The sequence below is a fragment of the Microbacterium kribbense genome (assembly GCF_039537285.1).
GTDB classification, from domain to species: Bacteria; Actinomycetota; Actinomycetes; order Actinomycetales; family Microbacteriaceae; genus Microbacterium; species Microbacterium kribbense.
Window position 1 is genome coordinate 176,122 of the sequence record NZ_BAABAF010000002.1, and the last position, 20,392, is coordinate 196,513.

The 20,392-nt window shown below is 70.2% G+C and carries 20 protein-coding genes; 12 read left to right on the forward strand and 8 right to left on the reverse strand.

Annotated elements, in window-relative coordinates; translation table 11 throughout:
* Window positions 1-17: 17 nt before the first annotated feature.
* The 5 genes from ABD705_RS03965 to ABD705_RS03985 form a co-directional block, all read right to left on the reverse strand.
* Window positions 18-545 carry a class II aldolase/adducin family protein gene (locus ABD705_RS03965; RefSeq protein ID WP_344780778.1) on the reverse strand — a complete coding sequence of 176 codons (528 nt, stop codon included), beginning with the start codon at window positions 543-545 and terminating at the stop codon, window positions 18-20.
* Between the two features lie 92 nt (window positions 546-637).
* Window positions 638-1,897, reverse strand: a complete 1,260-nt coding sequence (gene otnK / locus ABD705_RS03970; protein WP_344780780.1) for a 3-oxo-tetronate kinase — start codon at window positions 1,895-1,897, stop codon at window positions 638-640.
* Window positions 1,894-2,562, reverse strand: a complete 669-nt coding sequence (locus ABD705_RS03975; protein WP_344780782.1) for an aspartate/glutamate racemase family protein — start codon at window positions 2,560-2,562, stop codon at window positions 1,894-1,896. Before ABD705_RS03975 ends, otnK begins: the two co-directional genes overlap by 4 nt.
* 1 nt (window position 2,563) lies before the next feature.
* Window positions 2,564-3,031 (reverse strand): ribonuclease E activity regulator RraA, encoded by a 468-nt coding sequence (gene rraA, locus ABD705_RS03980; RefSeq protein ID WP_344780785.1) that lies wholly within the window; start codon window positions 3,029-3,031, stop codon window positions 2,564-2,566.
* Between the two features lie 35 nt (window positions 3,032-3,066).
* Window positions 3,067-3,741 carry a GntR family transcriptional regulator gene (locus ABD705_RS03985; protein ID WP_344780787.1) on the reverse strand — a complete coding sequence of 225 codons (675 nt, stop codon included), beginning with the start codon at window positions 3,739-3,741 and terminating at the stop codon, window positions 3,067-3,069.
* Between the two features lie 219 nt (window positions 3,742-3,960).
* On the opposite strand from ABD705_RS03985, the gene ABD705_RS03990 reads away from it, so the two are divergent.
* Genes ABD705_RS03990 through ABD705_RS04035 form a run of 10 tightly spaced genes read left to right on the forward strand, consistent with a single transcriptional unit; the run spans window position 3,961 to window position 15,895 of the window.
* Window positions 3,961-5,124 carry an ABC transporter substrate-binding protein gene (locus ABD705_RS03990; RefSeq protein WP_344780789.1) on the forward strand — a complete coding sequence of 388 codons (1,164 nt, stop codon included), beginning with the start codon at window positions 3,961-3,963 and terminating at the stop codon, window positions 5,122-5,124.
* Window positions 5,125-5,156: 32 nt separating this feature from the next.
* On the forward strand, window positions 5,157-6,920 hold the full coding sequence (locus tag ABD705_RS03995; protein ID WP_344780791.1) for an ABC transporter permease: 1,764 nt from the start codon (window positions 5,157-5,159) through the stop codon (window positions 6,918-6,920).
* Entirely contained in the window at window positions 6,913-8,040 is a 1,128-nt protein-coding gene (locus ABD705_RS04000; RefSeq protein WP_344780793.1) for an ABC transporter ATP-binding protein, read from the forward strand. The genes ABD705_RS03995 and ABD705_RS04000 overlap by 8 nt, the downstream gene beginning before the upstream one ends.
* Window positions 8,037-9,134 (forward strand): isocitrate/isopropylmalate dehydrogenase family protein, encoded by a 1,098-nt coding sequence (locus ABD705_RS04005; RefSeq protein ID WP_344780795.1) that lies wholly within the window; start codon window positions 8,037-8,039, stop codon window positions 9,132-9,134. The genes ABD705_RS04000 and ABD705_RS04005 overlap by 4 nt, the downstream gene beginning before the upstream one ends.
* Window positions 9,131-9,442 carry a putative quinol monooxygenase gene (locus tag ABD705_RS04010; protein ID WP_344780797.1) on the forward strand — a complete coding sequence of 104 codons (312 nt, stop codon included), beginning with the start codon at window positions 9,131-9,133 and terminating at the stop codon, window positions 9,440-9,442. The genes ABD705_RS04005 and ABD705_RS04010 overlap by 4 nt, the downstream gene beginning before the upstream one ends.
* Window positions 9,435-12,119: an aconitate hydratase AcnA gene (acnA, locus tag ABD705_RS04015; protein WP_344780799.1), complete on the forward strand. Its 2,685-nt coding sequence runs from the start codon at window positions 9,435-9,437 to the stop codon at window positions 12,117-12,119. Before ABD705_RS04010 ends, acnA begins: the two co-directional genes overlap by 8 nt.
* A complete protein-coding gene (locus ABD705_RS04020; protein WP_344780801.1) occupies window positions 12,116-13,312 on the forward strand; it encodes an MFS transporter in 1,197 nt (398 codons plus the stop codon). The genes acnA and ABD705_RS04020 overlap by 4 nt, the downstream gene beginning before the upstream one ends.
* Window positions 13,309-14,046: a cupin domain-containing protein gene (locus ABD705_RS04025; protein ID WP_344780803.1), complete on the forward strand. Its 738-nt coding sequence runs from the start codon at window positions 13,309-13,311 to the stop codon at window positions 14,044-14,046. The genes ABD705_RS04020 and ABD705_RS04025 overlap by 4 nt, the downstream gene beginning before the upstream one ends.
* 10 nt (window positions 14,047-14,056) lie before the next feature.
* On the forward strand, window positions 14,057-15,097 hold the full coding sequence (locus ABD705_RS04030) for an Ldh family oxidoreductase (RefSeq protein ID WP_344780805.1): 1,041 nt from the start codon (window positions 14,057-14,059) through the stop codon (window positions 15,095-15,097).
* Window positions 15,098-15,118: 21 nt separating this feature from the next.
* Window positions 15,119-15,895, forward strand: a complete 777-nt coding sequence (locus ABD705_RS04035) for an enoyl-CoA hydratase (RefSeq protein ID WP_344780807.1) — start codon at window positions 15,119-15,121, stop codon at window positions 15,893-15,895.
* 167 nt (window positions 15,896-16,062) lie between these two features.
* On the opposite strand, the gene ABD705_RS04040 is transcribed toward ABD705_RS04035, so the two are convergent.
* Complete coding sequence (locus tag ABD705_RS04040) at window positions 16,063-17,343, reverse strand: MFS transporter (RefSeq protein ID WP_344780809.1); 1,281 nt, start codon at window positions 17,341-17,343, stop codon at window positions 16,063-16,065.
* A 50-nt stretch (window positions 17,344-17,393) separates the two neighbouring features.
* Between ABD705_RS04040 and ABD705_RS04045 the strand changes: the two genes are divergently transcribed.
* Together ABD705_RS04045 and ABD705_RS04050 are read left to right on the forward strand one after the other, a co-directional pair.
* Window positions 17,394-18,002 carry a MarR family transcriptional regulator gene (locus tag ABD705_RS04045; protein ID WP_344780811.1) on the forward strand — a complete coding sequence of 203 codons (609 nt, stop codon included), beginning with the start codon at window positions 17,394-17,396 and terminating at the stop codon, window positions 18,000-18,002.
* A 35-nt stretch (window positions 18,003-18,037) separates the two neighbouring features.
* Window positions 18,038-18,778 (forward strand): SDR family oxidoreductase, encoded by a 741-nt coding sequence (locus ABD705_RS04050; protein ID WP_344780813.1) that lies wholly within the window; start codon window positions 18,038-18,040, stop codon window positions 18,776-18,778.
* Here the strand turns inward: ABD705_RS04050 and ABD705_RS04055 are convergent.
* Together ABD705_RS04055 and ABD705_RS04060 are read right to left on the reverse strand one after the other, a co-directional pair.
* On the reverse strand, window positions 18,766-19,575 hold the full coding sequence (locus ABD705_RS04055; RefSeq protein ID WP_344780815.1) for a FadR/GntR family transcriptional regulator: 810 nt from the start codon (window positions 19,573-19,575) through the stop codon (window positions 18,766-18,768). The two genes, ABD705_RS04050 and ABD705_RS04055, sit on opposite strands and share 13 nt — an antisense overlap.
* The gene (locus tag ABD705_RS04060) at window positions 19,572-20,372 is read right to left on the reverse strand and encodes an SDR family NAD(P)-dependent oxidoreductase (protein WP_344780817.1); all 801 of its coding nucleotides are present in this window, start codon (window positions 20,370-20,372) and stop codon (window positions 19,572-19,574) included. Before ABD705_RS04060 ends, ABD705_RS04055 begins: the two co-directional genes overlap by 4 nt.
* Window positions 20,373-20,392: the final 20 nt, after the last annotated feature.

A 20,392-nucleotide genomic window follows, 5' to 3' on the forward strand; every position in this document is an offset into this window, starting at 1 on the left:
TCGGGGCGCCCGCGCTCTCACGAGCCGAGCGCGGCGACCTGCTCCGGGGTGAGCGGGCGGGTGCTGCGGTCCTGCAGCAGGAAGAACAGGCGCGCGGTCTGCTCGATCTCCTCCGCGGCCTCCATCGCGGCGGCCACGTTCGCGGCCGCCACGATCGGGCCTTGATTGGCCAGCAGCAGCGCCCGGTGCTCGCCGGCCAGCAGCGTCGCCGCCTCGGCCAGCCGCCGGTCGCCCGGCGGAAAGTACGGGACCAGGGGCATTCGGCCGACGCGCATGGCGTAGTAGGCGGTGAACGCGGGCAGAACGTCGCCGGGGTCGAGGTCGGCCAGACACGAGAGAGCCGCGGCGTGCGTGGAGTGCGCGTGCACGACGGCGCCGGCATCCGGCCGCGCCCGCAGGATCGCGGTGTGCAGGAACGCCTCCTTCGACGGCTTCGGTCCGTCCAGGTGCCGCCCGTCCGCGTCGATCACCGACAGGTCGTCGACTCCGACGGTGCCCAGGCTCGAGCCGGTCGGCGTCACCAGCACGCGCTCGCCGACGCGCACGCTGATGTTCCCAGTCGACCCGTGCGTGAGTGAGCCCGCGGGCGAACGCCGAGTGCGCTGCCGCGACCACGGACTGTCGGAGCACCGTCTCGTCAGTGCGCATCGGGCACCCCCGCGGCGCGGACCAGCAGGTCCGGGTCGCCATAGTTGCCGGACTTCAGCAGCAGCGCGACCGGCGCCGGTCGGTCCACGAAGATCCAGGGCACCCCCGGCGCCGCTTCGGCGCCGACCCGGCCGTGCATGACGCCCAGCGCCCGAACCACCTCGCCCGACGTCTCACCGCCGGCGACGATCAGACGGTTCACGCCGCGCTCGGTCAGGCCGACCGCGATGAGGCCGAGGGCGTGTTCGATGATCTCGGCGGCGCGGTCGGCGCCCAGCGTCTGCTGCGCCCGGCGCAGCGTCTGGGGGTCGGCGCAGGACGAGATCAGCGGCGCACCCTCGCCCCGGGTGCGGTCGTACCAGGCGAGCGCATCGCGGGCGAGGGCGTCGCTGTCGGGGACGGCGATGGCATCCAGTCGCAGCGCCGGGCCGCGCCATCGTGCGATCTGCTCGCGGGTGCGCGCCGAGCAGCTGCCCGCGAGCACCGCGACCGTCGTGGCGGAGGCCAGGCGCACGGCGGTCTCGTCCGGCCGGTTGGCACCGGGGGCGGATGCTGCGATCCGCGCGAGTGCCGCAGCGAGCCCCGCCGCGCCCGTGACGAGCCGGTTCGCGCGCACGGCGCGCGCCACCTGGTCGAGATCGTCGTCGCCTACCGCGTCGACCACGATGAAGTCGTCGCCGCGCGCGTGCAAGTCGGCGATCCGTGCCGCGATCGCGTCGCTGCCGGCGCGGACGGTGTCGTGGGCGACCAGCCCCACCGGGCACGTCGCCTGGGCTGCCAGCACCCGCGGCAGGTTCGCATCGGTCATCGGGGTGAGCGGATGATCGCGCATCGTCGACTCGCTCAGCAGCACCTCGCCGACGAACAAATGCCCTTGATACACCGTGCGGCCCTGCACGGGCGTCGTCGGCACGAAGACGACCGGTCCCGCGTCGACCTCGGCCGCGAGGGCTTCGGCGACGGGGCCGATGTTGCCGGCCGGCGATGAGTCGAAGGTGGAGCAGTACTTGAAGAAGAGCCGGCCGCACCCGCGCGCACGAAGCGCGCGGGCCGCGGTCAGCGAGGCCGCCACCGCATCTGCAGCGGGCACCGTGCGCGTCTTCAGGCCGACCACGACGACGTCGAAATCGCCGGCAGACGCCGCATCGTCGATCGCGCCGAAGAACAACCCGACCCGCAGCGCGGCCGATGCGAACGCCGCCGCCACGTCCGTGGCGCCGGTCAGATCGTCGGCGATGACCCCGATCATCGGCGGCCGCTCCCGAGGACATCGCGCATCCGCGCCGCGGCGCGTGCCGGCCCCGACAGCACCGGCAGTCCGATCCGCGCAGCGAGTGCATCGGTGGCCGGTGAGATCGAATACTGGGCCAGCAGCACGGCGTCGACCGCCGGGATGCCTCCGACCGCCTGCGCGAGCGCGTCGGTCAGGGCTGCGACATCCGTCACGCCCGCGGCCCGCTCCGCCAGCACGTCCACGATCTCGAGGTGCTGCCCGCGCTGCGTCAGGAACGCGTCCAAGCGCGCCCGGGCGTCGGCCAGCGGAATCGGCAGCGATGCGACCAGCGCGATGCGGCCGAACCCGCCCGATGCGGCATCGGCGAAGGCGGCATCGTCGGAGGCGAGCACCGGGACGGATGCCTGTGCGGCGACGGCATGGGCGACCGGGCCGTACATCGAGCAGGTCAGCAGCACCCCGGCGGCCCCGTGGTCGATGGCATAGCTGATCAGTGCGGCCATCCGCGCCGCCAGCGCGTCGGTCACACGGCCTTCGGCCAGGGCGTCTGCGATGAGCCGGTCGTCCAGGACGTTCCACGTCTGCGCCGCGGGGAACACCTCGGCGAATGCGCGCTCGGCCGGTGGCGCCGCCGCGGCGACGGCCCCCACCAGGGCCACTCGGGGTGCCGGATCCGTCATCTCAGTGTGCCACCACCACGCCGTCCTCGTCGGCGGTGATCATCGCTCCGGGGCGGATGACGACCCCGCCGATCGTGACCTCGACATCGGCTGCACCGCTGCCTGCCTTGCCGCTCTTGCGCGGATTGGTGCCCAGGGCCTTGATGCCCAGCGGCAGATCGGCCAGTGCGACGCTGTCGCGCACGGCCCCGTTGATGATCACACCGCTCCAGCCGTGAGCCACCGCGAGACCGGCGATCCGGTCGCCCATGAGCGCGCAGGCGAGCGACCCGGCACCGTCGACCACGAGCACCGCTCCGTCACCCGGTGTCTCGAGGACTCCCGCCAGCACGACGTTGTCTTCGAGGCAGCGCACCGTGCGCGCGGGGCCGGAGAACCGCACCCGCCCGCCGAGGTCACGGAACTGGGTGGGCAGGGCGGACAGCTGGTCGCCGCGCTCGTCCCATAGGTCGGCGGTGGAGGTGCTCATCGGGGGTTCCCTTCGTCTGGCGGTCATGATGTCACTCAGGTCGGCTGCTGGTCGGCGAGCAGCCGCGCGGCGCGCACGCCGAGGCTGGACTGGATGTGCCGACGCATCACCTCGGCGGCGCCGTCGGCATCACCCGAGATGACACAGCTCATCAGCTCATGGTGCTCGGCGTCCTTCTGCGCGGTCTCGGCAGCGGTGCGGTGCACCGTCAGCGCGGCCATCCGGTAGCGATCGGCCTTGTCCCACAGTGTGTCGAGGGTCTCGATCAGCAGGTCGTTGTGCGACGCGCGGTAGATCGCCTGGTGGAAGCGACGGTGCGAGATCAGCTGCGCGATCGTCGGTGCCGCCGGCAGAGCCTCGACGGCGGACCGGGCGCGGATCGCGGCGATGTCCTCGTGCGTGCGACGCGAGGCGGCGAGGCCTGCCGCGAGCGGGTCCAGGGCGAGGCGGATCTCGAGCAGATCCCGCGCCTCTTCGCTGGTCAGCCGCGTCACCTGCGCGTCCCGGTGTGCTCCGAGCGTCACCAGGTTCTCGGCGGCGAGCCGGCGCAGCGCTTCGCGCAACGGTGTCGTGCTGATGCCGAGCTCGGCCGCCAGTGCGGCCTGGTTGAAGGTCGTGCCGGGTGGGTACGCGGTGGTGAGGATGCGGCCGCGCACGACGTCATAGGCGAAGTCGCTCTTGACTGCGTAATCGCGCAGCGGTTCGCCCACGGATGTGTCCCGTCGCCTGGAGAGTCTGGACCTCCGTTATAACACAAGCACACGGGTATCGCCTCGGAAAGCGTTTCGCTGCGCACAATATGAGCAAAACCCCCGGAAACAGGCATCGTTACCGGGTCGTTATTGACCTCTCTTGGTTATAACCATAGTTTGGGCTGCGAGCAAAGGCTCGTGCACCTGCACCACAAGGGAGTGAAGAGAATGAATCTATTGCGTTCGCAACTGGGCCGCCCATCGCGTCGTTGGGCCGCGATCGGGATCGCCTCTGCCGCCGTCGCCGGACTGGTGGTCAGCCTGAGCGGCTGCTCCAGCAGCACGACGCCGAAGGCGCCCGAGAACACGGTCGCCCAGGGGCAGTGGCCCAGCTACTATCCCTCCGACTACGGCACGATCGTCGACGGCGCCAAGAAGGAGGGCGGTGAGCTGACGATCTATTCGAACACCGACCAGGAGAACTGGGCGCCGATCTTCCGCGACTTCCAGAAGAAGTACCCGTTCGTCACGAAGATCTCGGCGAACAACCTCGATTCCGATGAGGTCTTCCAGCGGCAGCTCAGCGAATCGGCGACCGGCAACGCCCCCGCCGATCTGCTGGCCACCAACGCCGTGCAGGCCTGGGCCACGTACAACAACGAGCCCGGCCGGGTGATGGAGTACCAGTCGCCCGAGCTGGCGAAGATGCCCGACTTCGCGCAGGTGATGCCGAACGTCTACGCGATCTCGATGGACCCGGTGGGCCTGGCCTACAACGCCAAGCTGCTCGGTGGGGAGCCGACCAGCATCGCCGACCTGGCCGCGCTCGTGTCGGCCGACCCCGCGAAGTTCAAGAACAAGATCACCACGCGTGACGTGAGCGGTTCGTTCGGCTTCACGGTCTCGAAGGGCTTCGTCGACGGCAACACCGACGCCTGGGCGAGCCTGGAGAAGATCCTGCCGTCGGCTCGGCCCGAGACCAGTTCGGGCACGCAGATCGAGAAGATCACCTCGGGTGAGTACCTCGCTGGATTCTTCATCTCCAGCGCCGTGGCCTTCCCAGCCCAGGACAAGGCGCAGGGCATCTTCAAGTTCGTGTTCCCGAAGGACGGCACCGTGGTGCTCGGTCGCGGCATCGGCATCACACCGAAGGCCCCGCACGCGAACACCGCGAAGCTGTTCATCGACTTCCTGCTGTCCGAGGAAGGGCAGAACGCCGTCTCCGAGGGGGGCCTTACCGCCTACCGCGACAGCGTGAAGCCGGCTCCGGGTCGTCACACCTATGGTGAGATCGTCGACCAGGCCGGTGAGAGCGCCGTCATCCGGGTGCCGTACAAGATCACGTCCGACGCGGATGTGAAGGCATTCACCGACAAGTGGAACGGCATGCTCGGCAAGTGATGCCGAGTCATCCCTGACATGCCATCGAAGTCATGACAACTCTGACACGCGCCCCCGAACAGGCGGGGTCAGATCGGTCGCAGTCCCTCCCGGCGCCGAAGTACCTGCGGGTCTTCGGCGTCGGGCGGGATCGCTTCGTGCAGTATGCGGTGCTGGTCATCGTCGCACTGTTCGTCGTCGCGCCGATCGTGCCCATCCTCTACCAGTCGATCCGCACCAAGCCGCTGTACGACTCGACCGGCGCCTTCACGCTCGACGCCTACGTCAAGCTGTTCACCGAGGCCGGGTTCGGTCAGGTGATCCTGAACACGGCGATCTTCGCCGTGCTGACCACGTTCCTCACCCTGCTCTTCGCGATCCCGATGGCGATCCTGGTCGTGCGCACGAAGCTGCCGTTCGGCCGGCTCCTGGCCGGGTCCATGCAGTGGCCGTTCTTCGTCTCATCGCTGATCCTCGGCTTCGGCTGGATCACGCTGTACGGACCGGCCGGATTCGTCAGCTCCGAGGTGCAGCGGTGGTTCGGGTTCGTGCCGTGGAACCTGTATTCCATCCCGGGCATGGCTCTGACCGAGGCCGTGGGCCTGGCTCCCATCGCCTACGTGTTCTGCGCCAATGCGCTGCGGCAGTCCGACGCGTCACTGGAGAGCGCCGCACAAGTGTGCGGCTCGGGTCCGCTGCGCATCGCGTTCCGCATCATCGTGCCGCTGCTGCGGCCGCCGATGGTCTATGCCTCGATCCTCATCTTCAGCATGTCGATCGAGACCCTGAGCGTGCCGCTGCTGTACGGCACCCCGGTGCGCATCGAGGTCTTCTCGACGTTCCTGTACACGCACGGGCTGCAGTCGATCCGGCCCGACTACGGCGTGCTGGCCTCGGCATCCACGATCATCCTCGCCGTGACGATCGCCACCGTCGCGATCCAGGCGAAGGTGCTGAAGAACTCGCAGCGGTTCGTCTCGGTCCGCGGCAAGGCCACGCGGCCGCGCCGGCTGGACCTCGGCTGGCTGAAGTGGGTGGCCACTGTGCTCATCGTGATCTACGTGGTGTTCGGGGCCGCGCTGCCGATCCTGGGCCTGGTGCTGCGCTCATTCACGCTAGTGTTCACGCCGCTGCTGAACCCGTTCTCGACACTGACCCTGCAGAACTACGAGACGGTGTTCACCTACCGGTCGTACATCCAATCGATCTACAACAGCGTCATCATCGCCGTGATCGGCGCCGTGCTGGTCAGTGCCCTGGCACTGCTGGCGGTGCTGGTGGCACGGCGCTCCACCTTCCGGTTCGCGCGGCTGGTCGAGTATCTCGCGCTGGCGCCGCAGGCCATCCCCGGCATCATCGTCGGCATCGGCTTCTTCTGGGCCTTCGCGATCATGCCCGGCGGCAGCATCATCCAGGGCACTCTCGCGGCGGTGATCATCGCATTCGGCCTGCGGGCGCTGCCCACCGCGTTCGGTTCGATCTCGCCGGCGCTCATGCAGATCGCCTCCGAGCTCGACAACGCCGGGCGGGTGGCCGGCGCCGACTGGGTCGGCGTGTTCATCCGCATTCTGCGCAAGCTGCTCGTGCCGGCGTTCGCCGGAGCCATGCTCCTGGTGTTCGTCACGATGCTCAAGGAGTACTCGGCTGCACTGTTCCTGTCGTCGGCGGACTCGAACGTCATCGGCACCACGATGCTCGAGCTCTGGGTGCAGGGCAACACCGGTTCGGTCGCGGCACTCGCGACCGTGCAGATCGTCATCACGGCCGTCGTCGTCGGTCTTGCCAACCTTTTGATGAAAGAGAAGAAGGATGCCTGAAATCCACGTCTCCCACATGGCCAAGACCTTCGGCGATGTCAAAGTGCTCAACGACATCGACTTCGATGTGCAGGACGGTGAGTTCTTCACCCTGCTCGGCCCGTCCGGCTGCGGCAAGTCGACCACGCTGAACTGCATCGCGGGCTTGGAGGACCCCACCGAGGGCGTGATCTCGATCGGCGAGCGCACCCTGGTCGACCGCGCCCAGCGCGTGTACGTGCCCACCGAGGAGCGCAACCTCGGCATGGTGTTCCAGTCGTATGCGCTGTGGCCGCACATGACGATCCGCAAGAACCTCGCGTTTCCGCTCAACATCCGGCGGACCGCGCGCGCCGACCGTGATGTGCGCATCCGCGAGGCGCTCGAGAAGGTCGGGCTCGCCCACTTGCAGGATCGCTACCCGCACCAGCTCTCCGGCGGACAGCAGCAGCGGGTCGCGCTGGCCCGCGCTCTGGTGTACTCGCCGAGCGTGCTGCTGCTGGACGAGCCGCTGTCGAACCTGGACGCCAAGCTGCGCGAGCAGGCCCGGGCCTGGCTGAAGCGGCTGCAGGCGGACCTCGGCATCACGACCCTGTACGTCACACATGACCAGGATGAGGCGCTGACCCTCAGCGACCGCATCGCGGTCATGTTTGACGGCGTGATGACGCAGGTCGGCACCCCGCACGAGATCTACGAGCACCCCGCCACCGCGGCGGTGGCCGCGTTCGTGGGCAGCTGCAACTTCTTGCTGGGAACGGTGGAGCGCAGCCACGGCGACCAGGTCGAGGTGCGCCTGCAGGCGACCGGCGCGACGGTGCGGGTCACCAGTGACGAGCACTGGCTGCCCGGCGCGCCGGTGACCGTCGCGGTGCGGCCCGAACGTCTCACGATCGTCGCCGACGCACCGGGCAGCCGCGACGTGAACGTGCTCGACACCGAGGTCGTGACCAAGGCGTATGTGGGCTCGCGCTACGAGTACATGCTGCGCCTGGGTGACATCGCGGTGCAGGTCGTCTCGCCGGAAGGCTCGCTGACGGGTGCCGTGCGCCTGGTGTTCGGCCCGGGCGACGCGCACGTGTTCCCCGGCGAGTCCGGGCCCTCCACCGAGGCACTCGATCTGATGAAGGTGACGGTATGACGGAATCCGACAGCTACCGGCTGGGCCTGCTGGACGGCGACGGGATCGGCCCCGAGATCGTGCCGGCGGCGGTGCAGTGCGTGGATGCCGCGACCGCCGCCGCCGGCATCGGACCCATCGAGTGGGTGCGGCTGCCCTTGGGGCGGTCCGCCATCGACACACACGGCGCGGCGGTCCCGGAATCGACGCTTGCTGCACTGGACACGCTGGAGGCGTGGCTGCTCGGCCCGCACGACAGCGTCTCGTACCCCGAGCCGCACAAGTCCCGGCTCAACCCCAGCGGCACGATCCGCAAACATGCGGGCCTGTTCGCCAACGTCCGGCCGGCCAAATCGTTCGCCGGCAGCCCGGCACTGGTGCCCGGCACCGACCTGGTGATCATGCGCGAGAACAGCGAGGGGTTCTACGCCGACCGCAACACGTACGCCGGCACGGGCGAGTTCATGCCCACGCCGGATGTCGCGATCGCGCACGGTATCATCACGCGGGCGGCGACCGAGAAGATCGCGGTGGCTGCGTTCGAGCTGGCGATGACGCGGCGCAAGCACGTCACGATCGTGCACAAGGCCAACGTGCTGCAGCTTTCGACCGGGCTGTTCCGGGACGTGTGCCGCGAGGTCGGGGCGGACTACCCCGACGTGCGCGTCGACGACTTCCACATCGACGCGATGACGGTGCACCTGGTGCGCCGCGGGCCGGACTTCGACGTGATCGTCACGGAGAACATGTTCGGCGACATCCTCTCCGACCTCAGCGGCGAACTCGCCGGGTCGCTCGGCATCGCGCCGTCGCTGAACAGCTCACTCACGCAGGCGATGGCCCAGGCCGCGCACGGCTCGGCGCCCGACATCGCCGGCCGGGACATCGCGAATCCGATCGCGATGATCCTCTCGGCCGCGATGCTGCTGGAGTGGCTCGCCCGCCGGCACGACGACGAGCGTCTGGCGGAGGCCGCCCGACGCATCCGCACCGCCGTGGACGACACCGTCGGCGACGGGGTCACGACCGGCGACATGGGCGGCTCCGCCTCGACCAGCGGCTTCGCCGCCGCCGTGGTGGCGCACATCGCGAGCGCGGGGGAAGCAAGGTCATGAGACAGGTCTTCGTCGTGATCGTGCGGATCCGGGCCCGTGCCGACCGGCTTGACGAGTTCGTCGCAGGTCTGGAGCGCAACGCCCGGGCCACGCGCACCGAGCCCGGATGCCTGCGGTTCGACATCGTCCGGGAGCGCGACGCGGCGAGCAGCTTCATCCTGTACGAGCAGTACGCGTCTGCCGACGCATTCTTCACCGACCACCGCCAGGCCGCCCACTATCCGGCGTGGCAGGAGCTGTGCGAGCGCTGCGTCGTGGCGGACGGCCGCCACAACACGTACGGTGTCACCGAGGTGACCGATGCCTGAGGACGCCGCCGCCGTGCTGCGCACCAGTGCCGGCGAGCACCGGATCACACCGCTGGCAGGCGTGGCACCCGGCCGACTGCCGTACTCGATCCGCATCCTGCTGGAGAACGTGCTGCGCGGCGCCGAGCGCGGCGACGTGCCGCGCAGCCAGGTCGACGCGCTGATCGACTGGGGCAGCCCGGCGTCGCTGCGCACCGCGATCGACCTGACGCCGACCCGGGCCTTCCTGCACGACACCAACGGGGTGCCGGCACTGGTGGACCTCGCAGCGATGCGCGACGCGATGGCCGCACTCGGCGGCGACCCGAGCACGGTGGGGCCCAGCATCCCGTCCGAACTCGTGATCGACCACTCCGTGATCGCCGACGTGTTCGGCACGCCGGATGCCCGCGAGCGCAACGTGGCGCTGGAGTATGAGCGCAACGCCGAGCGCTACCGCTTCCTGCGCTGGGGGCAGGCGGCCCTCGACGGCTTCGCCGTGGTGCCGCCCGGCGCCGGCATCATGCACCAGGTCAACCTGGAGCACCTGGCCCGGGTGGTGATGGCCGACGACGGCTGGGCGTACCCCGACGTATGCCTGGGCACCGACTCGCACACCACGATGATCAACGGCCTCGGCGTGCTCGGGTGGGGGATCGGCGGCATCGACGCCGAGGCGGTGATGCTCGGCGAGACGTTCAGCATGCTGATCCCGCCGGTCGTCGGCTTCCGGCTGTCTGGAGCGCTGCGCGAGGGCGTCACGGCGACCGATCTCGTGCTGACGATCACGCAGATGCTGCGCGCGCATGGCGTCGTGGGTGCGTTCGTCGAGTTCTTCGGCGACGGCGTCGGGCGGCTCTCGCTGCCCGACCGGGCGACGATCTCGAACATGAGCCCCGAGTCGGGTGCGACCTGCATCTACTTCCCGATCGACGAAGAGACGATCCGCTATCTGCGGTTCACCGGCCGCGCCGACGCCCACGTCGAACGCGTCGAGGCCTACGCCAAGCGGCAGGGGCTGTGGCACCGCCCCGACCAGACCGCGGACTACACCGAGGTCATCGAGCTCGACCTGGCCACCGTGTCGGCGTCGCTGGCCGGCCCGCGCCGCCCGCAGGATCGGGTCGCACTGGCGGCGGCGAAGTCCGCCTACCGGCAGGTCATCGGCGACCTGATGCCGGCCGGCTCGACCGCCCAGACCCGGGCGCGGGTCTCGCTGCCGCAGGGCGAGCAGGTGCTCTCGCACGGAACGGTCGCGATCGCGGCGATCACCTCGTGCACGAACACATCGAACCCGTCCGTGATGATGGCGGCAGGTCTGGTGGCCAAGAACGCCGTCGCGGCGGGCCTTTCCAGCAAGCCCTGGGTGAAGACGACGCTCTCGCCCGGGTCGCGGGTGGTCACCGACTACCTCGATCGCGCCGGGCTCTCGCCCTACTTCGACCGGCTCGGCTTCGCCGTGGCGGGCTACGGCTGCATGACGTGCATCGGCGCCTCGGGGCCGCTGATCACCGAGGTCGAGCAGGCCGTGCGCGAAGACGGCATCGCGGTGGCGGCGGTGCTGTCGGGCAACCGCAACTTCGACGGCCGGATCAACCCGGACGTGCGGCTGAACTACCTCGCCTCACCGCCGCTGGTGGTCGCCTATGCGCTGGCTGGGACGATGGACATCGATCTGCTGACCGAGCCGCTGGGCACCGACCGCGCCGGGGCGCCGGTGTACCTGGCCGACCTGTGGCCCAGCTCGCTGCAGATCGCCGAGCTGATCGACGACAATCTCAGCGCCACGATGTTCACCGACGCGTACCGCGACATCTTCACGGGCGACCAGCGCTGGCGGGGCCTGTCGGCGCCCGCCGGCGCGGTGTTCGACTGGGATCCGGACAGCACCTACATCCGCCGACCGCCGTTTCTGGACGGGATGCGGGCTGACGCGGACGAACCGGCCGACATCCGCGGGGCGCGGGTGCTGGTCCAGCTCGGCGACTCGGTCACGACCGACCACATCTCGCCCGCCGGCGCCATCCCGGCCGCCTCGGTGGCCGGGAGGTACCTGTCCGAGCAGGGCGTGCCGCGCAGGCTGCTGAACACGTATGCCTCGCGGCGCGGCAACCACGAAGTGATGATGCGCGGATGCTTCGCCAATGTGCGGCTGCGCAACAAGCTCGTCGACGGGGTCGAAGGCGGCGTCACCCGCAACTTCCTGGACGGCGGGGCGCAGCAGTCGATCTTCGATGCGGCCATGGCCTACACGGCGGCCGGGGTGCCGCTGGTCGTGGTCGGCGGCAAGGAGTACGGCACCGGCTCCTCCCGCGACTGGGCGGCCAAGGCACCGGCCCTGCTGGGCGTGCGCGTGATCCTCGCCGAGTCGTTCGAGCGCATCCATCGTGCGAACCTGATCGGCATGGGCATCCTGCCGCTGCAGTTCGCCGCGGGCCAGAGTGCGGAGGGGCTCGGGCTCACCGGCACCGAGGTCTTCGACGTCGTCGGGGTCGCGGCCGCCGCGCGCGCCGTCGCATCCGGAGACGGGCCGGCCGAAGTGACGGTCCGGGCCGGCGACCTGCAGTTCACCGCAGTGGTCCGGCTGGACACCGAGCGCGAGCGGGAGTACTACCGGCACGGCGGCATCATGCCGTACGTGCTGCGGCACCGGCTGGCCGCCGCCCGGCCCGATCGGCAACAGCCCGGGCGGTCGTGACGCGGACGTCGCGCGGCCTGATCCTGGTCCTCGGGCACGCGGTTCTCATCCAGATCATCATCTTCGGGATGAGGCCGTCGCTCTCCTATGCAGCGCTCGAGTTCGGCTCGTCGCCGGCGTTCCTGGGTGTGCTGTCGGCGATGTACGCGCTGCCGGCGCTGTTCCTCGCACTGCCGGCCGGCCGGATCGTCGATGTCATCGGCGAACGCGGCAGCATGCTCATCGGCGCCGTCACCGTCGTCGCCGCGGCGTTCGTCGCCGTCGTAGGAGTGGGGTCGCTGCCGCTGGTCTCGCTGGCGGCGGTGCTGCTCGGTGGGGGCCAGATGTTCACCGTGCTGGCTCAGCAGTCCTACATCGGCGGCATCTCGACGCGCCACCGATCCGATGCGACGTTCGGCCTCTACGGCTTCGCCGCGTCATTCGGTCAGACCATCGGTCCGCTGCTGCTCGCCCTGCCCGGCGAGCACACCGGCACGCCGCCGCTGGGCCTGGTCTTCACGATCAGCCTGATCTGCGCCATCGTGATGTTCGGCGTCTCGCTGTTCATCAGAAGCCCTGCCCGCAGCACCATCAGTGCGCGCACCGGAATGCTGCGCACTGCCGGCGGCGTGCTGACGGCGAAAGGGCTGTCGGGCGCGCTGATCGCCGGCAGCCTGGTGCTGGCATCGGTGGACATCTTCATCGCCTATGCCCCGCTGATCGGGCAGGATCGCGCGATCCCCGCCGTCGTGATCAGCATCATCCTCGTCGTGCGGTCGCTGGCCTCGATGGCGTCGCGGCTGTTCCTCGGCGTGTTCTCGCACGCCTTCGGCCGCCGGTGGCTGCTGGTGGGCAGCATCGTGCTGTCGGCGGTGACCCTGGGGGCGTTCGCCTTCGACCTGCCGGCGGGGGTGCTGATCGCGTTCGCATTCGGCTACGGATTCGTGGTCGGCATCTGCCAGCCCATCACGATGTCGTGGATCTCGCTGATCGCCCCGCCGGGCACCCGGGGCCTGGCGATGTCGATGCGGCTGGCGGCGAACCGACTGGGGCAGACCGTGCTGCCGGCAGCGCTCGGCCTGCTGGCGGCATCGGCCGGGGCCGACGGCGTGCTCGGCGCCAGCAGCATCGTGCTGCTGGCCGCGGCCTGGTCGGGGATGGGCGTGCCGGCCGACACCGACGACATCGAACCAGACAGTGTGGAGGGGCAATGAGCGTTTCATCCTGGCAACCGCGGATTCTGCGGCCCGACGAGCGCGCCAGCATCGACCGCGGCAACGGCGCGCGCACGACACCGCTGGTGACCCGCGCCATCGGCGCGACCTCGTTCTTGAACGGTGTCACGTCCTTTGCGCCGTCGGCGGTGATCGCCCATCACAGCCACAACTGCGTCGAGAGCGTCATGGTCATCGAAGGCACCGCGATCGTCGACATCGACGGGGTGCGCACGCCACTCACCCGACACGACACGACGTTCGTGCCCGCCAACGTCCCGCACCACTTCGAGAACGCGTCGGACTCCGAGCCGATGGCGATCTTCTGGACGTACGCCTCCGCCGACGCGACCCGCCGGCTCGAGGAGGCGGACGGGCCGAGCGGCCCCTCGCGGCGCGTCGACGTCGAAGCCGATGCGGCGCCCGATCTGCACGGGTGCCGCGAGACGGCGCGCATCCGCGTGCTCCCGGGCACCGAGGACGCCTTCGAGGCGGCCGTGGCCGCGGCGGTGCCGCTGTTCCAGCGGGCGGCCGGATGCCGCAGCCTGCAGCTGCGCCGGGGCGTCGAAGAGCCCGACGTGTACCTGCTGTGCATCGAGTGGGACAGCATCGCCGACCACCTGGAGCGGTTCCGCGCGAGCGGGGAGTATGTGCAGTGGCGGGAGCGGGTCGGTGGCTTCTTCGCCGAAGCCCCGCAGGTCGTGCACGACCGGCCGGTGCTGCAGGGATTCTGAGGAGACGACGATGGACACGACTGCTTCGCCCGACGACCTGCGCGCCTTCGGCACGCGCGTGCTCGACACACTCGGCGTGCCGACGGCCGACGCCGAGCTGGTCGCCGACTCGCTCGTCGTCGCCGAGCAATGGGGACACCGCTCGCACGGCATGCTGCGGCTGCCGTGGTACGTGCAGCGGCTGCGCACCGGGCGCATCGAGGCGGTCACCCGCATCGAAGTGCTGAACGACACCGGCGCCCTGGTCAGCATCGACGGCCACAGCGGCGTCGGCCAGGTCGTGACCGCGCGGGCGATGGACCTGGCCGTCGAGCGCGCGAAGGAGCACGGCATCGGCGCGGTGGGCGTGCGCAATTCGAACCACTTCGGCACGGCCGCGTACTTCACCCGGCGGGCCGCGGCGGCCGGGTGCGCGGCGATCCTCACCACGAACGGGTCGCCGGCGATGGCGCCGTGGGGTGGCATCGACAAGGCCGTCGGCGCGAACCCGTGGTCGCTGGCCACCCCCGACGGGCAGGGGGATGCCGCCGTGCTCGACATCGCCAACACCGGCGTCGCGCGCGGCAAGATCTATGCCGCCGCCGAGCAGGGCGAGCCGATCCCCGAGGGCTGGGCGCTGGACGGGGTGGGGCATCCGACCACCGACCCCGCGGCCGCGCTGGACGGCGGGGTCGTCCTGCCGATGGCCGGCCACAAAGGGTACGCGATCTCGTTCATGATGGACGTGTTCTCGGGGGTGCTCACGGGTTCGTCATTCGGGCTGGATGTCGGCGGCCCCTGGCAGCCGGACGCGCACAGCGGCGCCGGGCACCTCGCGATCGCGATCGACATCGCGGCGTTCCAGCCGCCGGAGGCGTTCGGCGAGCGGATGACGCAGCTCATCGACCAGGTCAAGGGCGTGCGCCGGGCACCGGGCGCCGGCGAGATCCGCTACCCCGGCGAGCTCGAGAACCGCACCGCCGCCGCCGGCGGCGGCATCCACCTGCCGACCAAGACCCGCCACGACCTCGAGGCGCTCGCCGCCGACTGCGGAGTGCCGCTCGTGCTGTGATCGGCGTGCCACGATGGGGGCATGACTGACTACGACACGATCCTGGTCTCCACGCGCGGACGCGTCGGCTGGATCACACTGAACCGGCCCGAGGCGCTGAATGCGCTCAACTCCCAGGTGTGCGCCGAGGTCGTCGCCGCCGCCACCGCGTTCGACGCCGACGCCGGCATCGGCGCGATCGTGCTGACCGGCTCGGCGCGCGCGTTCGCCGCGGGTGCCGACATCAAGGAGATGGAATCCAAGACCGGACTGGACATGACGATGGGCGACCACTTCGGCGGCTGGGGGCAGTTCGCCGCCGTGCGCACACCGGTGATCGCCGCCGTGTCCGGCTATGCGCTGGGCGGCGGCTGCGAGCTGGCGATGATGTGCGACATCATCCTCGCCGCCGACACCGCCCGCTTCGGCCAGCCCGAGATCAACCTCGGCGTGATCCCCGGCATGGGCGGCACGCAGCGGCTGATCCGCGCCATCGGGTACTACAAGGCCGCCGAGCTCGTGCTCACCGGGCGGGTCATGGATGCCGCCGAGGCCGAGCGCGCCGGCCTCGTGTCGCGGGTCGTGCCGGCGGCCGAGCTGCTGGACGAGGCGTCCACCGTCGCCGAGACCATTGCCTCGAAGTCGCTGCCCTCGGTGTTCGCGGCCAAGGCGGCGCTGGATGCCGCGATGGAGACGACGCTGGCCGAAGGCCTGCGCTTCGAGAAGCAGGCGTTCGCCGCGCTGTTCGACACGCACGACCAGAAGGAGGGGATGGCCGCGTTCCGCGAGAAGCGCGCCCCCGGCTTCGAGAACCGGTAGTCCGGCCAGTCCGCCCGAGTTCGGCTTGTTGAGTCGTCGCATATGGCGGGTTGTGTCGTGTCGAACCCCGCATATGTGACGACCGAAGCGGGGCAGAGGGACGTGCACGTCGTTCGGTCGTCGCATATGGCGGACGAAACTCGCGCGAGGTCGCCATATGTGACGACTCACGTGTCGGATGTCGCGGTGCTGACGGCGGCGGATGCCTCGGCCCGCTGCGCGCGCACCACGGTCAGGCCTGCGACCGCCATCGTCAGCGCCCCGGCGATGCCGGCGACGACGAAGGTCGCGCGCGGGCCGATCAGCGCGTTCGCCGTGCCGCCCAGCGCGAGCGCGATCAGCGATGCCGTGCGCGCCAGGCCGCCCAGCGCGGCGTAGACCCGGCCGCGCTGCGCGTCCGGTGTGCGACTGGTCATCAGCGCGCCGAAGGTGGCGTTGCCGGTGCCGAAGGCGGCGACCATCACGGTCAGCAGCACGGCGTAGATCCAGAAGCTCGGCGCCAGCCCCGCACCCACCATGACCGCGGCCGCGAGACCGAAGCCGACGGTGGCGGCGCGGGCACGCCGGTGATTGTGCACGATGCGCCCGGCGATCGCCGCGCCGATCAGGCCGCCGGCGCCGGCGAAGAACTCGCTCAGCCCGTACTCCCAGTTCGATGCGTGCAGACCGTCGCGCACCAGGAACACCTCGACCGGGTTGATGCCCTCGACGAGGACGACGAACACCAGGATGGAGGCGAACAGCGGCACCAGGATCCGGTCGCGCGCGACGATGCGGATGCCGGCGGTCCAGGACGTGTCCGCCGGCGGCACAGGCACGCCCACGGGTCGGTCTTCGGCCGGTTCGACGTGCCGGCGGGTGCGGATCAGCAGCGCCGCTCCCGCCAGCACGACGTAGGTCGCCGCATCCGCCCAGAACCCCCACGCCACTTCGTCGAGCGTGACGAGGATGCCGCCGAACGCGGCGCCGACCGGTGACGCGACGGCGGTCAGGCCCTGCTGCCAGGAGATGGCATGGCCGATGTGCTCCTCGCCGACCACCCGGGGGACCAGCGCGCTCCAGGTCGGCTGCGCGAAGGCCTGGGCCACGGCGATGACGACCCCGGTGACGAAGATCATCACCGTGTTCGGGGCGAACCCGAGCGCCGCCACCGCGGCCGCCTGCACGAGCGCCGTGACGGTCAGCACGAGGCGCGAGTCCATCGTGTCGGCGACGCGCCCGGCGACGCCCATCGTCGCGATCGTCGGAATGGCCAGGGCCGCCAGGAACGCCGCCACGACCATGGCCGCAACACCCTCGTCGGCACCGCCGCCGGTGAGACCGTTGTGCAGCAGCAGAATCGCCGCGATCGAGGTCACCGCGGTCCCGGCCGTGCTCACGGCGCGCGCGATCAGCACGATCCGGGCGTCGCGAATGGCCCAGATGGAATTCTGAAGGGGACGCTTCACAGTTATGAAGGATATGCTTCGGAAATCCTTCGCGCAACTAGACTGTGGCCATGGCGGGGGACAAGGGCGAGCCGGTCGAGATCGATGATCTCGCGCAGATGCGGGCGCTCGTGCATCCCGCACGGTGGACCGTGCTGATGGCGCTCTACGACGGCGAGCCGCTCACGGCGACCCAGGCCGGTGCGCTGACCGGGCTCACACCTTCGGCCATGAGCTACCACCTGAAGCAGCTGGCGAAGATGGGACTCATCGAGCGCGCTCCGAAGTCCGACGACGGCCGCGAGCGGCCGTGGATCGCGCGCGGCAGCGGCCTGCGCATGTCGGCGCAACCCGACGAGTTCGTCGGCGGCGTGATGATGCGGCACTTGATGTCGGCGCTCACGAAGGTGATCGGCGCACCGCCGCCGAAGGACCCCGCCGAGCGCCCGTGGCCGGCCGGCTATTCGCAGACGCGCATGCGCCTGTCGAAGGAGCGTCGCAAGGAGATGCTCGCGCGCCTGCAGGAGATCGTCGACGAGTACGACAAGGACGAGGACGCGGACGCCCCCGAGGTGGACTTCTTCCTGATCCACGGCGTGCGCGTGGATGCCGTACCCGAGGCGGCGGCCGACGCCGATGTCGAGGCATCCGACGAAGACCACGCCCGCCGAACGGCATAGCGTAGACGCGAGCGAGCAGGAGAGCGGAGCAGTCAATGCCACAGCAACAGCAGGTGACCTGGATCATCGGTGCCACGTCGGGAGTGGGCCGGGCCTCGGCACTCGCGCTGGCCGGGCCGGACCGGCACCTCATTGTCAGCGGCCGCCGCGCGAACCTGCTGTCCGCGCTCGCCGACGAGGTGGCAGCGCGCGGCGGGACCGCCACGGCACTGGCGCTGGATGCCGGCGATGCGCAGGCGATGGATGCCGCCGCCGAGACCATCGCGCGGCAGCACGCGCCCGTGACCGAGCTGTTGTACTCGGCGGGACTGAACGTGCCGGCCCGGTCATGGGCCGACCTGAAGATGACGGAGTTCGAGGCGGTCGTGGCGACCAATCTCACGGCGGTCGCACGCGTCATCGCGCGGGTGCTGCCCGGGATGCGCACCGGCGGCGCGGGGCGGGTCGTGGTGATCTCGTCCTGGGCGGGCTGGACCCACGGGCGGGGCGCCGGGGTCGCGTACTCGGCGAGCAAGACGGCGCTGAAGGCGCTGACCGAGTCGCTGAACGATCAGGAGGGGCCGCACGGCATCAGCGCCTGTCTGCTGTGCCCGGGTGACATCGACACACCGCTGATCGACAATCGTCCGATCGTGCCCGATCGGGCCCAGCGCGACCGGATGCTGGCTCCCGAGGACGTCGCGCAGGCAGTCCGATTCGTCTTCGAACTGCCTCGCCATGTCTCGATCAACGAGCTCGTGATCTCACCGATCGAGAGCCACTCCTACGGACGGTGAGCCGCGCCCACCTCGTGCAGCGTCTCGACGATGATCTCTTCGGCCAGGGCCGTGGCGGCATCCCGGTCGCATCTGACCAGTGCCGCGGCCAGCGCGATGTGCCGGTCGAGCGCGGCATGGGCCAGGCCGTCGGGCGAATAGACCTGTGCGCTGGTGGCGCCGCGCAGTCGCAGCAGTGCGGCGACGGTGTCGGCGAACTGGGCGAACACCGCATTCCCGGAGCCTTCCAGGAGAAGTCGGTGCAGCTCGGCATCGGCGCGGAAGTAGCCGAACGTGTCGCGGGCTGCGAACGCACGCGCCATCTCGTCGGCGGCGCGCGCCATCGCGGCGGCGTCGTCGGGGTGCATCCGGGTCGCCGCGAAGTAGGCGGCGGCCCGCTCGATGCCCAGTCGCAGCTCGAGCAGCTCGCGCATCTGCTGCATGTAGTCCGGGCCCTGGCCGCGCCAGCGGATCACGTAGGGGCTGAGCAGGTCCCAGTTCTCACGCGGCAGCACCCTGGTGCCCCGCTGCGGGCGCGACTGGATCAGTCCGAGCGAGCCGAGCGTGCGCAGGCCCTCGCGCACCACGGATCGTGAGATCTTCAGGCGGTCGCACAGCTGCTCGGCGAAGATGATCTGCCCGACTGCCAGGTCGCCGTTGATGATGCGCTGGCCGACGTCCTCGACCACGCGCGAATGCAGATCGACGCCGCTGCTGGTGCCGGCGCGCAGGGATCCGCCGCGGGGCCGCCTGGGTCGGACGCCCTCGGCGCCACGAGTTCCGGCGGCTCGGTTCTCGGGTGAGGCGGGAGCAGTCATCCGTTCTCCGCAGCGGCGAGTTCGTACGCTTCGCGCGGCAGCTGGGTTGCCAGCTTGCCGCCGCTGATGTCGATGAGTGAGCCGGTGATGTAGGCGGCCCGGTCGGATGCCAGGAAGCAGATGAGGTCGCCGATGTCGTCCGCGCTGCCCCAGCGATGCAGCGTGAGCGTGTCCAGCAGTGCGTCCTGTTCAGGCTGCGGCAGTTCGGTGAAGTGATTCATGCTGGTGGGGATCATGCCGGGCGCGTACGCATTGACGGTGATGTCCCAGGGGCCGAGTTCGCCGGCGAGCCCGCGCGTCAGGTGCGCGACGGCCGCCTTGGAGGCCGCATAGGTGACCCCGCCCACGCGGGGGACGATCGCCGCGAAGGACGCCGCATTGATGATGCGTCCGGAACGCTGGCGCTTCATCACCGGGATCACCGCACGGCACATCAGGAATGTGCCCTTGACGTTCACATCCTGCACGAAGTCCCAGCGCGCCTCGTCGACCGTGTCGATCGGGCCGGAATCGACCACGCCGGCGTTGTTGACCAGCAGGTCGATGCGGCCCAGGCTCGCGTCCAGCTCGGCCACGATCTCGCCGATGCGTGCGGCGTCGCGCACGTCGCACGGATAGGAGCGACTGCGTGGGTCGATGGCCAGCAGCTGCCCGGTCACCTCGGCGAGGGCCTCGGTCGTGACATCCAGCGCCACCGTGATCACCCCCTCGCGGGCCAGCGTCAGACAGATCTGTCTGCCGATGCCCCGGCCGGCTCCGGTGACGATTGCGACCTTGTCGCGCAAGTCGATCTGCATGACCCCTCCAGCGATGTGGG

What these genes read in the sequence shown, in the direction of transcription:
- otnK (WP_344780780.1), bottom strand. Translation starts at nt 1,897, where the DNA reads ATGATCGGGGTCATCGCCGACGATCTGACCGGCGCCACGGACGTGGCG.
- ABD705_RS03975 (WP_344780782.1), bottom strand. Translation starts at nt 2,562, where the DNA reads ATGACGGATCCGGCACCCCGAGTGGCCCTGGTGGGGGCCGTCGCCGCG.
- rraA (WP_344780785.1), bottom strand. Translation starts at nt 3,031, where the DNA reads ATGAGCACCTCCACCGCCGACCTATGGGACGAGCGCGGCGACCAGCTG.
- ABD705_RS03995 (WP_344780791.1), top strand. Translation starts at nt 5,157, where the DNA reads ATGACAACTCTGACACGCGCCCCCGAACAGGCGGGGTCAGATCGGTCG.
- ABD705_RS04000 (WP_344780793.1), top strand. Translation starts at nt 6,913, where the DNA reads ATGCCTGAAATCCACGTCTCCCACATGGCCAAGACCTTCGGCGATGTC.
- ABD705_RS04005 (WP_344780795.1), top strand. Translation starts at nt 8,037, where the DNA reads ATGACGGAATCCGACAGCTACCGGCTGGGCCTGCTGGACGGCGACGGG.
- ABD705_RS04010 (WP_344780797.1), top strand. Translation starts at nt 9,131, where the DNA reads ATGAGACAGGTCTTCGTCGTGATCGTGCGGATCCGGGCCCGTGCCGAC.
- acnA (WP_344780799.1), top strand. Translation starts at nt 9,435, where the DNA reads ATGCCTGAGGACGCCGCCGCCGTGCTGCGCACCAGTGCCGGCGAGCAC.
- ABD705_RS04025 (WP_344780803.1), top strand. Translation starts at nt 13,309, where the DNA reads ATGAGCGTTTCATCCTGGCAACCGCGGATTCTGCGGCCCGACGAGCGC.
- ABD705_RS04030 (WP_344780805.1), top strand. Translation starts at nt 14,057, where the DNA reads ATGGACACGACTGCTTCGCCCGACGACCTGCGCGCCTTCGGCACGCGC.
- ABD705_RS04035 (WP_344780807.1), top strand. Translation starts at nt 15,119, where the DNA reads ATGACTGACTACGACACGATCCTGGTCTCCACGCGCGGACGCGTCGGC.
- ABD705_RS04045 (WP_344780811.1), top strand. Translation starts at nt 17,394, where the DNA reads ATGGCGGGGGACAAGGGCGAGCCGGTCGAGATCGATGATCTCGCGCAG.
- ABD705_RS04050 (WP_344780813.1), top strand. Translation starts at nt 18,038, where the DNA reads ATGCCACAGCAACAGCAGGTGACCTGGATCATCGGTGCCACGTCGGGA.
- ABD705_RS04055 (WP_344780815.1), bottom strand. Translation starts at nt 19,575, where the DNA reads ATGACTGCTCCCGCCTCACCCGAGAACCGAGCCGCCGGAACTCGTGGC.
- ABD705_RS04060 (WP_344780817.1), bottom strand. Translation starts at nt 20,372, where the DNA reads ATGCAGATCGACTTGCGCGACAAGGTCGCAATCGTCACCGGAGCCGGC.